Raw genomic sequence first — 12,009 nt, forward strand, 5'->3', positions numbered from 1 at the left:
GCCTGGCGCAGGATAGCAAGGATCTGCGCTTCAGTGTATCTGCTTGTCTTCATTCAGAATCTCCTCGTTCATCTTGCCGAGAAAATTCTACTTATGCAGCCCCTTACTTTCGGGGGGGATTACCCCTTCGACCTAGATGAAGATGAGGCACAGCAGGAAGAGTTCCGCCAACTCCTGAAAAGTTTCCAGCGGTTCTACGCCTTCGTGGCACAGGTCGTATCGCTCAACGATGCGTGGTTGGAAAAACTCTACGCCTACACATCATGGTTGTCGCGCCTGCTGCCGTCGCGGGATGTGCCTGCCGATATCACCATCACCGACGACATGCTGAACCTGTCCGCGTTCAAGTTGCAGAAGGGCGAAGAGGGCAGCGCATCGTTGAACCCAGGCGAGACGCGAACACTCGATCCGATCACCGAGTTCGGTGCGAACCCCTACACCGAGGAAGAAGAGAAATCGCTGTCCGAGATCATCGAGTCGTTCAACGAGCGGCATGGCACCCAGTTCTCACGCGAAGACTTCCTGCGCTTCGAACGGGTTACGCGCGATATCATGGACGAAGACATGACCGAGATGGTGCGGAACAACCCGGCAGACGTGGTGTACAGCGCGTTCTCGCAAGCGTTCTTCCAAGGCATGGTGAAGATGTTCCAGCAAGACAATGAGATGCGGAACATCGTTATGACCGACAAGCAGGCACGGGAGCAGGCGACCCGGCATTTCTTCAAACGCGCCCAGCGCCATGCCAGAGGCGCTTGATCTATTCCGTCCGATGAGTTCTTCACGTGAGAGCAAGTCCCCCATAAACCGCAAGCGCTTTTCTTTTGTGGGGTTCTTTGTGGGGTAAGTGCCAAAGTGGCGAAATTATATCAATAAAATCAATGGTGTATGGCGGAGTGGAAGGGCCTGACGTCGAACCTTCTCCAAGTCAAGCCATTGAAAACACTACACACAGCCCTTTGCCAATCGGCCACAGGCGTGGACCTGGCTCGACCGACGACTTGGATGCAGCCGACGACGATGCGCAAGGCAAACGGCTCAGTGAACCTGCTCGCACCAGGCTGGCTCGAGTTTTCGCCGGCCGCGCGGCGGCGCATCGGCTGCGTTCATTCGGGGCGTGTCGGAGGCCGGTTCACTCCGGCACGCCCAAACTTCATCTCGCGTTCTCGTCGTTCGGACGACAAGCTCCACGACCATGACCTGTGGCAGCAGTTCCAAGGCCGTCCCGCTTCGAGAGAGGAGCGTGCGAGTTCCAGCCTGTTCAGATCTCGCGGACATCCACTGTGACATCCAAAGAAAGCAGATCGGTGGGTCTACCGTGGAAACTGCCGGTCACCGGAGCAACCTGCTGGATCCGCCTCGCGACGGCGACCGGAATGAGATTGCTGGAGCCGACCGATCTGTTGGTGGGGTCGAACGGGATCCAGCCCGCTCCGGGAACGAAAACCTCGACCCAAGCGTGCGTGGAACCGGCCTCCGACGATCCGGCCAGGTTCGCGGCGGGGTTGAACAGGTATCCGGACACGAGCCTGGCCCCGAAGCCAAGCGTCCGAACGGCTTCCGCGAACAGCACGGCGAAGTCCCGGCAGGATCCCCATCCCCTGTCGAGCGTCTCCAGCGGCCCCTGCGTGCCCTCCGTCTCCCGGCTCTGGTAGGAAATCTGGGCCGTGATGCCATTGCCGATATCTTTCAGCAGCGAAAGCGTATCCGTTGGACGTGCCATGACAAAGCTCTCGACCCACCGCGACAGCCGGCCGGTTTCGTCCGCATATTGTGGCATGGCCAGGGCGCCGAGATCGGTCGAATCGTCGGGTAAATAAACGAAAGGGTACGAGGCCGCGGCGGCGGCAATCGGGAAAACAGGCCAGACCGGAGCGCGCAGTTCCACACGTGCGCACGACCGGATCGAAAGCATCGTCGTGTTGGTGACGAACTGTGCCGTCGCGACGGCATTGCCGGCAACGTCGTGTGACCAGTCGATGCGAGCTTCCGGACTGATCTCGAGGTCGAAGGACGTCAGGATGAGATCCCGGGTTTCCCGCGGACGGAGCATCAGCCTGTGCGGTCCGAGAGAAACCTCGGTTCCGTATCGATATCGTGTCGTATGAGTAATCGTGACGGTTGGCATGGTGCGACCTATGACGAGCGACCGCCCGAGCGCCGCCGGCCCTGTCCGCTGCCCTCGTGAGTTGCCGATCGCCAGACGGCCGATCCCTTGCAACGGGAACATATCCGTTCGCCGAACCCCTCGCTCCAGAAGGTCGATCTGCATCTCAGGCAGGCCCGCTCGGCGGCGATGTCGGCCATCGCCTTGATTGAGCCGAAAACGCTCTCCGCAGACTTGATCGTCATTTCCGCTCCTCGCGTTTTCTCAATCGTTCCATGTCGCCAAGCGCGCGCTTAATGAGTTTCTGAATGCGTTCATCGCCAGCCTCGGGCGTCGCCGCGTAACGACCGAGCAGGAACCGCCATTCCTTCAGGACTTCGGCCCACGTCCGCGCCGGCTCCGCCAGCATCTGATCTTCGAGGCTTTCGAGGTGAGGTTGCTGCGGGAGTGCAGGTGGTGGCTGGCCGTTCGCAGGGCGCCGTCGCATTTCCGACGCACGCTGTCCGGCAACGGACCTGCGGCCGTCGAGATCGATCGGGTCATAGGTCATTGCGGAATCCCGCCAATCCCACGGCGGACGGCAAACGATCCGCCCGGCACGGCTGTCATTCTCCGATGCCCGGGCACGCACTTCCGGACCGCGGGCCGGAAACATCCGTACTTATCCCGCAGCGGGGCTCTCCCGTCCTGGACGGGTGGTCTTGCGCTGCCTGCCTTTGGTCGGACTGGGGAGAGTAGAGGGCGCGAAGGTCCTGCTCTGCCACGCCGTCGGCCTGCATGACAAGGCGGGTCATCGGATCGGCCAGCATCTCCTCGAGGAAGAAATCCGTCAGCGCCTTGCCGGTCAGCTTATCCTTGGCGACCGCGTGCTCCAGTTCGGCGAGCGGTACGGTGAGCGTTCGGCTGAGCCCGGGATGCGAGGCGCGCGGATGCAGCCGGACGAGCACGGACGAGGTCCAGGTGCCCGGTTCGATCCAGTCCACAGGGCCCAGCAGCTGGGTCTCGATCTCGTATTCGCCCGGCAGAAGGGTCTCGTTGAAGCTCGGAAGCTGGAACGGTCGCAGGAATACGGCAGTCGTCTTGATCGAATTGGTCATCTCGGTTCTCCAGGATGGTGACTTGGGATGCCATGACGGGAACACCGGCAGAGCGGCCGGCCTCGCGAGCCGACGACGAACGAACACACCCGTCCTGCGATGGGACGCTACCGCTTAATCGCGAGACACAGGCGGCGCCTCGGCTGGGTCGTGTCTTGCATCCCAGGTCCACACCTCGAACTGCGTCAGGGTGTTAGGCCCGAATGTCTGGGTCAGAGGCACATCGGCCGCGTCCCGGCCACGGCCAATCAGGATGCGCCCTTTGCGCCGCGTGTTGTTGCGCGGGTCGAAGACCCACCAGCAGCCGCCCAAATAGACCTCCATCCATGCCGCGAAGTCGCCCGGCGGATAGGGTTCGGGTTCGCCGATGTCGCTCAGATAGCCGGTGCAGTAGCGGGCCGGAATGTTCATGCACCGGCAAAACGCAATCGCCAGATGCGTGAAGTCCCGACAGACACCGTGCCGTCCTGCCAGCGTTTGCGACGCCGTGCGCGTCGCGTCGGCCTTCATGTAATCGAACGAGACAGCATTGTGCACGAAGTCGCAGATCGCCTGCACCCTCGCCCAACCCGGCTGTGTGTTCTCGAACAGGCGCCACGCCTCTTCCGACAGAAGATCCGTGTCGCAGTAGCGACTGCCGAGAAGATAGGCCAGCGTCTCGAAGGGCAGATCCTGCACGGCCGCTTGCGTAGCGTTGGGCGCGACCGGATCGGGCAGTCCGCCATCCCGGAAAATCCCGTCCGTGGACACCGTGAAGTCGCCGGCCGGCGCCACCATCCGCGTACACCAGTTTCCGAAACCGTCGCGATAGCTTTCGAGCGGTACACTGGGCGAGGTCACAAGATAATCGGCGCGCTCCAGGTCGCCGAAGCGCGAATAGTGCACGTTCAACATGGCAATGAGTGGCGTCGGTTGGGTTAGCCGGTACTTCAGCCGGCATCCGATCCGCATCCGGATGCCGGCGGCGTCGCCGTGGTCTGATCGGGGCGATTTATCGTCCAAGTGCGCATTCTCCATCAGCAAGTTGAAAGCCGCGATCGCAGCTCCATGTGTTTCCGGATCGATCGAGATGCGCGTTTGCCGGAAGGTCGATCGCGACACAGGCGGTGTCGACGGTCTTAAATCCCCGCTCACAGCGCCATCCCGGCCCGTAGGACGCCGGGTCCAGAAATGCGTTCGCGGGAAGTGCCACAGGATCGCAACGGCCGTCGATTTCAAAGAAGCCTCTTTCGCAGGCCCATTCGTCACCGTAGTCCGCATTCGTGAGATAGCCGTTCTCGGGAACCGCGATTGGAACGCAGTCGCTGGAACTGGCCGTGAACCCGCGTTCGCAGGTCCATCCGGAGCCTGAGGTGTCGTCGGTGAGATAGGCGTTGTCTGGCAGGACGATTTGAACGCAGGCCTCGCGCTCTTGCCGGAAACCGCGTTCGCATTGCCAATCGTCGCCGTAAGACCGGAGGAAGGCGTTGGCGGGCACCGGGATGGGATTGCAGGACTTTCCGCCCACTTCCTCATACCCACGGTCGCACTCCCACCCCGTCCCATAGGAGCGCCCGGTTGGATAGGCATGCTCGGGGATATCAAGCGCGAGGCATTTGTTGCCTTCCACCCGGTAACCGAGATCGCAGACCCAGCCGCTGCCATAGCTGCGCGGCTGAGCGTTCTCGGGCATCGGGCCCGTGCCATCCTGCGCCAAAACTGGGAAGGCCAAGGACGCGATCACACCAGCTATTGCTGCCGTTCTCGCGATCAGCCTCGCGAGGGGATGTCTCATCGCCGCTTGCTCCTTAACGGACCAGATTCCGCAAGTTGCTGCGGGTGTCTTCGATAGCTCAAGCGTGAGCGTTCCGGTCAGCCGTCGGGTGCGTGCAACCGGTGTTAGGGAGGCCTTTGAGTTCGGTCCCGGCGGCATGCCTTCGTTCTCGGCCACCTGGATCGAGAAGTCCTGCGGAACTGTCGGATGAGTGCTACCGGTCATCGGGGCGACAGTTTGTGCAAGGCCGCAGCGGCAAGAGCATGTTCCTTCTGGTGGTAATCGCCGCGGAACTTGCCATCCACCTGCACCTCCCAGATGCCGTTTCTTTCGCGCACCTGAACCCCACCTCGCTGCGCGGGCCGGTCCATAGAAGAACTCTGTCCGCCTTCGCTTCTCGGCGGCACGGGCTGCTTGTCGCTCACTTCTGGCTCCTTCTGATTGGGCGCGCGCGCTTCTCCGAGGAGCATCACGGCGCGAATGAATTCTTCCGCGTAGTCGTCGGTTTCGCGGTAGTCATGTTCGCGCCGGGCCATACTCATCGGCTCGACGAACCGTGCTCTCAAATGATCGATGAACCGCGGCTCCGTGCGGGCCATGTAGGCGATCAGAGCTTGCAGGATTCTTTCGTGCGCGAGCACACGCCGTTCGATGTCGGTGGTCTCGGGGGACGCCATTCGCATGGTGTGGTTCATCCTCCATCAACCGCGGTTCCAGCAGGCACCGGCGACCCATCGACATTGAGGGCTGCCAGGCAAGCTTGCGCGATATCCCGGTTCGGAGCATCGGTTCCGGGAACCGTCGCCCAGCCTGCCGACATGACAGCATCGCGCCGCTGATAGGTCGAGGCGGCCCGGATCGTCTCCATCTTGCCCGCCCGCGCCGGGTCGGAGCGCGCCATGTCGAGGCACACCGGGACCATGGAGGCGACGACATCGTTTCGGGACATCGCCATCGCCCTATCATTCGCGGTGCCGCCGGTCACCCAGCCGCCCCACGTGAAGCCGACCACGCCGACGAAAACCGCACCAACTACGGCGCCGTAGATACCGGGCTTGAGCCATTCGGGAGTGTTCATGTTCTATCCTCCTGCGGGGAAAGCGCCGCATCGCTGTGATCGTTCCTCTTCGTTGCGCCCTGGTCCCGGCTCAGCGCCTCTTTCAGATCACTGTCAGAAATCGCCCGTAACTCTGTCCGTCCCGCATGACCGCCCCTTCCGCGCACCGTCAGGTAGGTCGCCGTCCGGCGATACGCCTCGAAGCTCAGCCCCTGAAGAAGCTCCTCTTCGACGAGAACCTCGTAGTCGCCCGCGGGCAGATCGCCCGGGTATCCCAGCAAGGTGAACGGGTTCGAAAACGTCACCGTCGATCTGGTCGATCGCATGTTCATCTCTGGTCTCCGCGATGCTGGAAGATCCGTCGCTCACCACTGTTGACGGCCCCTTTGAGTGGGGGACGGACCAGTCGAACGATTTAGTGTCTTGTACCTCGGGATCGTCTTACTGGTGCTGACGCATGTTAGTCTTGGGCACCGAACCGGCTGCGACCTTCCCGGGTGGGCAGTCGTCCGCACTGACCTGTGTAAGGGCGGGGAGACCGACCTGCGCGCATCCTTTGGGAAACGGGGGCGATCTGCGTTCCTGCAAACCTTGAAAGGATTGGCAATGGCCGACCCCAGTGTTCTCAACCCGCACCCGCCCGAGTTCGATCGGTTTCTCCAAGCGTCCGTCGGCGAGGACCGGAACGGCTATGCCGTGACCGTGCTCTCCACGCTTGCGCGGCTTGGCCTCGATCCATGGAAGGAAACCGCTGAACTGGTCACCTTAGGGCGCGACGCCGCGCAGCCACGACTGGGAACGCTGCTTGCCCGATTTCGGGACGTTCCTGCGCTCGCAAGCGATCACGGCAGGGTCGCACGAGACCTGAGCCAGCTGCTCCCCGAAGGCACGATTTCAGGCAACCTGAAGCGGTCTGCCGCGACGGTTGCGGGAGGCCGCCCCGGCACAGGCGGAGCGATTTGGGCGGTGCTCGCGATCATCTTTCTGCTGTTTCAGATGTTTACGGTTGGCGGGTCGGGATCAGGCGAATGAACGTTTCCACTCAGACCACCGAGACGATAGGTCATGCGGCGCACAAATCCGGGACGCTATCGCCGCGCGAACAGGGCGTTCTCTGGGACATCGAGGAACACTTCTGGACCAGTGGCGCCGACAACGCGCGGGCAACGACTGCGACCAACGCCGTCATGGTCTTCCCCTATCCGCCCGGCATCCTCCAGGGCGACCAGATCTGGACGCACCTTCGTGAAAGGACCGGCTGGCGCACCGTCGTCATGGCCGAACGGCGCGTGATGCGGTGTCGTGACATCGCCATTCTCACCTATCGCGTCTCGGCAGAGAAACCCGATGTGCCGATCTACAAGGCCCTCTGTGCCTCGACCTACCTCAACGATGACGACAGATGGCTGAGGATTTCCCACCAGCACACTGCGGTGAATTGAGATGCGCATGGGCAACCGACCTGCCACAGGCGCCGGGACTAACCTGCGTCAGTGCAGCGTGGCTCCGATGCTGGTTAGGTGAGACGTGCCCGCCGAATATTTGGTAGGGCATTTTTTTTCCGAGTACCTGAGAAGCGTGTGGGCGTGCCGAACGCCAAAAGGTCGGCATGTCGGCGCGCTTCTTATTTCTCGGAACGTCCATGAAAGGACAATCCCAATGACTCCCGAACAGACCAAGACCGCCGAGAAGATGACCTCCGTGAAGGCCGCATGGGACAAGGCGCCCGCTGGTCCGAAGAAGGATGCGGCGCTGAAGCACTACCAAGCAGCCGAGAAGGCCAACACCGCGAAGAACGACGCCGAGACCAACAAGGAACTCGATGCGGCGACCCACGCCCTCGCGTGACTTTCGTCGTCTGACGTGAACACCGGGGCCGCCTGCCGAGCACGAGAGGGCGGCCCTCTTATTTCAGGAGCGGCCCGGTCTGGTCCAGATATGCCGGATCGAACTCGGCGAGATCCACAAGCCCGCCATAGTCGTGGAACGTCACACGGCCGTCCCGAAAGGTCACCAGTCCACTCTCGCGAAGCTGCCGCAGGACGCGGTTCACGTGGACCGCGCTCAAACCCAGGGTATCGGCGAGGTGATACTGCGTCAGCGGGCATTCGAACCCTTCCTTGCTGCCCATGCCGACCAGCCCAAGTCTCGACCCCAGCTCCAGCAGGAAATGCGCCATTCGGGCGTCCGCATCACGCCGACCGATCCCGACGAGGTGCTCGACCACCATCGCCTCGTCCCGTGACGCCGCCCAGAGGATGGCGGTCGCCAGGCGAGGGGTCTGGGCGAACGCATCGAGAAGATCGCTTGTCAGCACTTCGGCGGCCTCGATGTCCACGATGGGTTCGAAGCTGTGGTCCGAGGTGCGCAAGAGAACGCTCCGCAACCCCAGAAAATCCCCCGGCACCTGGAAATCCACGATCTGCCGCGTTCCGTCGGCCTGCAGCTTGTAGGAACAGACCCAACCCGCGGACAGAATGTAGGCTGCCCGAGCCGTCTGGCCCTGATGCACCATATCGCGCCCCGCGACAAAGGACCGGCGACGCTGGTGCAGTCGTTCAAGCACGGCCAGTTCGACATCAGACAGGGCGACGAAGGCCGAGAGCTTGCGGGTCAGGGGGCTGCGTTCTGTTGATTTCATGGGGCCTCCGGGCGTGTCGTGATCCAAGAGCGGAAATCGGCCGGGACACTGCTCTGGATCAGTCCAGCATAAGGTACTTCCTGCGAAAAGTACGGATGCACCTGAGCCTCACCTTCCTCCGGTTCACGATGCCAAGGAAGGAAACCCGGATGTCGACCGCAAGCGAACATGCAGGCCAAGCCGCCCTTTCGATCTGTGAGGCGCTGCTGCTTGCCATGAACGATCGCGGACTGTTGCCGGAGCACGAGATCGTGGGGGTTCTTCGTGACGCCGCAGCGACCCATGAGAACGCGGTCGGCACCGACCAGGAGACGGAAAACCACCGAGCTGTCGCGAACCTGATCAACGCGATCATCTCCGGCGGTAATTCAGTTCGACGCTTGTGAAGTCTAGCTTCGTCGAACTGCGGGAGAAGTTATGGATATCAATTGATTGGAAGCCAAAAGATATCCTTTGAGACGCTATTGCAGAACCCCTGCTGAGCCATCATCTCAATGGCATTGGCACTCCGGTATGGCGAGTGCCAAAGCACATCCGAACATCGCCATGCTCCCTTGGACATCCGAAGAAGGAGCACTTACGTGTCGTTCACTCCACTCCACGACCGGGTTCTCGTCCGCCGCATCGAAGGTGACGCGAAGACCTCAGGTGGGCTCATCATCCCTGACACCGCAAAAGAGAAGCCGCAGGAGGGTGAGATCGTCGCGGTCGGCGCTGGCGCCAAGGACGAGGATGGCAAGCGCATCGCCATGGACGTCAAGGCTGGCGACCGGATCCTGTTCGGGAAATGGTCGGGCACCGAAATCAAGCTCGACGGCGAAGACCTCATGATCATGAAGGAGAGCGACATTCTCGGCGTCATGGCCTGACCCCGACAGCGACGCCGAAATTTCACTCTCAGGAGCACCCAATCATGTCCGCCAAAGACGTCAGATTCAGTGCCGATGCCCGCGACCGCATGCTGAAAGGCATCAACACGCTGGCCAACGCCGTGAAGATCACCCTTGGTCCCAAGGGTCGAAACGTCATCATCGACAAATCCTGGGGGTCACCGCGCATCACCAAGGACGGCGTGACCGTCGCCAGGGAAATCGAGCTTTCGGACCATTTCGAGAACATGGGCGCGCAGATGGTCAAGGAAGTCGCGCAGCGCACCAATGACGAGGCGGGCGACGGCACCACGACCGCGACGGTTCTCGCCCATGCGATTGTCCGGGAGGGCATGAAGTCGGTCGCGGCCGGCATGAACCCGATGGATCTCAAGCGCGGGATCGACAAGGCCGTCGCCGCGGTCGTGGCCGAGATCAAGACCATGTCCCGACCGGTTGGCGACAGCGACGAGATCGCGAAGGTCGGCGCCATTTCGGCGAACGGAGAGGTCGCCATCGGCCGCCAGATCGCAGATGCGATGGCCAAGGTCGGCAACGAAGGCGTGATCACCGTCGAGGAAAACAAGGGGCTGGAGACCGAAACCGAAGTGGTCGAGGGCATGCAGTTCGATCGCGGTTATCTGAGCCCCTATTTCATCACGAACGCTCAGAAGATGGTCGTCGAGCTGGATGACTGCGTCATCCTGCTGCACGAGAAGAAACTGACCTCGTTGGCATCCATGGTACCGCTGCTGGAGGCTGTGATTCAGGCCGAAAAGCAACTGCTGATCGTGGCCGAGGATATCGAGGGCGAGGCGCTGGCGACACTGGTCGTCAACAAGCTGCGCGGCGGGCTGAAGGTCGCGGCCGTCAAGGCGCCCGGCTTCGGAGACCGCCGCAAGGCGATGATGGAAGACATTGCCGTGCTCACGGGCGGTCAGGTGATTTCCGCAGAAATGGGCACTAAGCTGGAGAACGTCACCATGGACATGCTCGGGTCCGCCAGAAAGGTCACGATCACCAAGGATGACACGATGATTATCGACGGTGCCGGCGACAAAGGTGCTATCGCGGCGCGCGTGACGCAGATCCGGGCGCAGGTCGAGGACACCACCTCGGACTACGACAAGGAGAAGCTGCAGGAACGGCTCGCCAAGCTTGCCGGTGGCATTGCCGTGATCCGGGTCGGCGGGGCAACCGAGATCGAGGTGAAGGAGCGCAAGGACCGCGTCGACGACGCGCTGAACGCCACCCGCGCTGCGGTTCAGGAAGGTGTCGTGCCCGGCGGCGGCGTGGCCCTGGTTCACGCTGGCAAGGTGCTGGCGACGCTGGAGGGTGAGAACAATGATCAGGATGCCGGCATCAAGATCGTCCGCCGCGCGATCCAGGCACCGCTGCGCCAGATCGCCGAAAATGCCGGGGTCGACGGATCGGTTGTGGTTGGAAAGGTGATCGAGAACGACAGCCCAAACTTCGGTTTCGACGCTCAGGCCGAAAAATACGGCGACATGCTGAAGGCCGGTGTCATCGATCCGACGAAAGTCGTTCGGATCGCACTGGAAAACGCCGCGTCCATTGCCGGGCTATTGATCACGACCGAAGCGATGGTCGCGCAAAAGCCCGAGAAGGCCGGTGCCGGCAGCGAAATGCCCGACATGGGCGGAATGATGTGAACGGCGGCGTCCCGCGGGCAGGAGCCCCCGGACACCAATCCACGGTGTTAATGAAAACAAACACCGAGCACTGCTTCAGAAAAAACTCAGAACCAGGAGGAACCGAAATGTCCAAAGGTGACAAGCAACGCGGGAACCGTGAGGCGAAGAAGCCCAAGAGGGTGAAGGAAAAGGTTGTTGCAACAGCCGACTTCACGAAGGGTAAAGCCTTGACCAATCTTGGCGAGCACAAGAAGAAATAGTTAGCGGTCCGAGTGATTGCATATCACTGGAGACGGAGCCAGATGGCAGAGGGATACACGGCGACTTGCTTCGTCGGAAAGCCTCTGGCTCGCCAGAAAACGACGATGAAGAGTTACCGGAGAGAGTGCGCGACATGCGTATTTGATTGAGAAGCCGCAAGTTAGCGAAAGCAACCTCGCGCCCGGTCTCGCATCACAGCATAGTCGCTCAACATCTCCGCGATCGCAGAGCCCTCCGGCAGCAGGGCCTGTTCCTTTGCCGCCCGCGCCAGGAACTCCCGGCCGTACTCGACCACAGGCGGGCACGTCGCGAGCCTGCCGTCCTCAGAACGAACCGTCGCGCAGCCGCTGAGCAAGCTCGTTGCGATCACGAGGGCGACGCGCCGCAGCCTCAAACGCCGTCGGGTCGTGGTTCGTCATCGCAGTGTCGAAAGCGGCGCCCTCCATGTGATTCGAGCGGATCGCGCCGGCGACGGCGCGATTGTGCTTAGGGCTGCGATAGGCCGAACGAACGATAAGCGGCTTGACCAGCCGGTTGCGCAGCGCCTGCGCTTTGTCGAGCGCCGGTCC

The 12,009-nt window shown here is 61.8% G+C and carries 16 protein-coding genes and 2 pseudogenes; 8 read left to right on the forward strand and 10 right to left on the reverse strand.

The window, feature by feature from the left end:
• Positions 1 to 759: pseudogene (locus tag FOA17_RS01525) on the forward strand (hypothetical protein); the annotation flags it as partial.
• A gap of 502 nt (positions 760 to 1,261) precedes the next feature.
• Here FOA17_RS01525 and FOA17_RS01530 read toward each other — a convergent pair.
• The 8 genes from FOA17_RS01530 to FOA17_RS01565 all read right to left on the reverse strand — a co-directional run bounded on the left by FOA17_RS01530 (position 1,262) and on the right by FOA17_RS01565 (position 6,346).
• Positions 1,262 to 2,272 carry a transglutaminase family protein gene (locus FOA17_RS01530; protein WP_238991686.1) on the reverse strand — a complete coding sequence of 337 codons (1,011 nt, stop codon included), beginning with the start codon at positions 2,270 to 2,272 and terminating at the stop codon, positions 1,262 to 1,264.
• Positions 2,273 to 2,348: 76 nt separating this feature from the next.
• Positions 2,349 to 2,657, reverse strand: coding sequence for a hypothetical protein (locus FOA17_RS01535; RefSeq protein ID WP_149139747.1), 309 nt, complete (start codon positions 2,655 to 2,657; stop codon positions 2,349 to 2,351).
• A 55-nt stretch (positions 2,658 to 2,712) separates the two neighbouring features.
• On the reverse strand, positions 2,713 to 3,204 hold the full coding sequence (locus FOA17_RS01540) for a hypothetical protein (RefSeq protein ID WP_203232248.1): 492 nt from the start codon (positions 3,202 to 3,204) through the stop codon (positions 2,713 to 2,715).
• 114 nt (positions 3,205 to 3,318) lie between these two features.
• Complete coding sequence (locus FOA17_RS01545; RefSeq protein WP_203232251.1) at positions 3,319 to 4,155, reverse strand: transglutaminase-like domain-containing protein; 837 nt, start codon at positions 4,153 to 4,155, stop codon at positions 3,319 to 3,321.
• A 40-nt stretch (positions 4,156 to 4,195) separates the two neighbouring features.
• The gene (locus FOA17_RS01550; RefSeq protein ID WP_149139748.1) at positions 4,196 to 5,182 is read right to left on the reverse strand and encodes a hypothetical protein; all 987 of its coding nucleotides are present in this window, start codon (positions 5,180 to 5,182) and stop codon (positions 4,196 to 4,198) included.
• The gene (locus FOA17_RS01555; RefSeq protein ID WP_238991688.1) at positions 5,179 to 5,652 is read right to left on the reverse strand and encodes a hypothetical protein; all 474 of its coding nucleotides are present in this window, start codon (positions 5,650 to 5,652) and stop codon (positions 5,179 to 5,181) included. Before FOA17_RS01555 ends, FOA17_RS01550 begins: the two co-directional genes overlap by 4 nt.
• Positions 5,649 to 6,035, reverse strand: a complete 387-nt coding sequence (locus tag FOA17_RS01560; protein WP_149139749.1) for a hypothetical protein — start codon at positions 6,033 to 6,035, stop codon at positions 5,649 to 5,651. The genes FOA17_RS01555 and FOA17_RS01560 overlap by 4 nt, the downstream gene beginning before the upstream one ends.
• Positions 6,032 to 6,346, reverse strand: coding sequence for a hypothetical protein (locus tag FOA17_RS01565; RefSeq protein WP_238991689.1), 315 nt, complete (start codon positions 6,344 to 6,346; stop codon positions 6,032 to 6,034). The genes FOA17_RS01560 and FOA17_RS01565 overlap by 4 nt, the downstream gene beginning before the upstream one ends.
• A 274-nt stretch (positions 6,347 to 6,620) precedes the next feature.
• Between FOA17_RS01565 and FOA17_RS01570 the strand changes: the two genes are divergently transcribed.
• From FOA17_RS01570 to FOA17_RS01580, 3 genes are all read left to right on the forward strand, one after another.
• Positions 6,621 to 7,046, forward strand: a complete 426-nt coding sequence (locus FOA17_RS01570) for a hypothetical protein (RefSeq protein WP_149139750.1) — start codon at positions 6,621 to 6,623, stop codon at positions 7,044 to 7,046.
• The gene (locus FOA17_RS01575) at positions 7,043 to 7,456 is read left to right on the forward strand and encodes a hypothetical protein (RefSeq protein WP_238991690.1); all 414 of its coding nucleotides are present in this window, start codon (positions 7,043 to 7,045) and stop codon (positions 7,454 to 7,456) included. Before FOA17_RS01570 ends, FOA17_RS01575 begins: the two co-directional genes overlap by 4 nt.
• A 217-nt stretch (positions 7,457 to 7,673) precedes the next feature.
• Complete coding sequence (locus FOA17_RS01580; RefSeq protein WP_149139751.1) at positions 7,674 to 7,862, forward strand: hypothetical protein; 189 nt, start codon at positions 7,674 to 7,676, stop codon at positions 7,860 to 7,862.
• A 58-nt stretch (positions 7,863 to 7,920) separates the two neighbouring features.
• Here the strand turns inward: FOA17_RS01580 and FOA17_RS01585 are convergent, their stop codons facing one another.
• The gene (locus FOA17_RS01585; RefSeq protein WP_149139752.1) at positions 7,921 to 8,655 is read right to left on the reverse strand and encodes a Crp/Fnr family transcriptional regulator; all 735 of its coding nucleotides are present in this window, start codon (positions 8,653 to 8,655) and stop codon (positions 7,921 to 7,923) included.
• A 149-nt stretch (positions 8,656 to 8,804) separates the two neighbouring features.
• Between FOA17_RS01585 and FOA17_RS01590 the strand changes: the two genes are divergently transcribed.
• The 4 genes from FOA17_RS01590 (at position 8,805) to FOA17_RS20265 (ending at position 11,439) form a co-directional block, all read left to right on the forward strand.
• Complete coding sequence (locus FOA17_RS01590; protein WP_149139753.1) at positions 8,805 to 9,041, forward strand: hypothetical protein; 237 nt, start codon at positions 8,805 to 8,807, stop codon at positions 9,039 to 9,041.
• Positions 9,042 to 9,236: 195 nt separating this feature from the next.
• Complete coding sequence (locus FOA17_RS01595) at positions 9,237 to 9,524, forward strand: co-chaperone GroES (RefSeq protein WP_149139754.1); 288 nt, start codon at positions 9,237 to 9,239, stop codon at positions 9,522 to 9,524.
• A gap of 44 nt (positions 9,525 to 9,568) precedes the next feature.
• The gene (gene groL, locus FOA17_RS01600) at positions 9,569 to 11,197 is read left to right on the forward strand and encodes a chaperonin GroEL (protein WP_149139755.1); all 1,629 of its coding nucleotides are present in this window, start codon (positions 9,569 to 9,571) and stop codon (positions 11,195 to 11,197) included.
• Between the two features lie 107 nt (positions 11,198 to 11,304).
• On the forward strand, positions 11,305 to 11,439 hold the full coding sequence (locus tag FOA17_RS20265; RefSeq protein WP_275259719.1) for a hypothetical protein: 135 nt from the start codon (positions 11,305 to 11,307) through the stop codon (positions 11,437 to 11,439).
• Positions 11,440 to 11,817: 378 nt separating this feature from the next.
• Here the strand turns inward: FOA17_RS20265 and FOA17_RS01610 are convergent.
• Positions 11,818 to 12,006: pseudogene (locus FOA17_RS01610) on the reverse strand (D-Ala-D-Ala carboxypeptidase family metallohydrolase); the annotation flags it as partial.
• Positions 12,007 to 12,009 lie beyond the last annotated feature (3 nt).

The organism is Gemmobacter caeruleus (assembly GCF_008271655.1).
GTDB classification, from domain to species: Bacteria; Pseudomonadota; Alphaproteobacteria; order Rhodobacterales; family Rhodobacteraceae; genus Gemmobacter; species Gemmobacter caeruleus.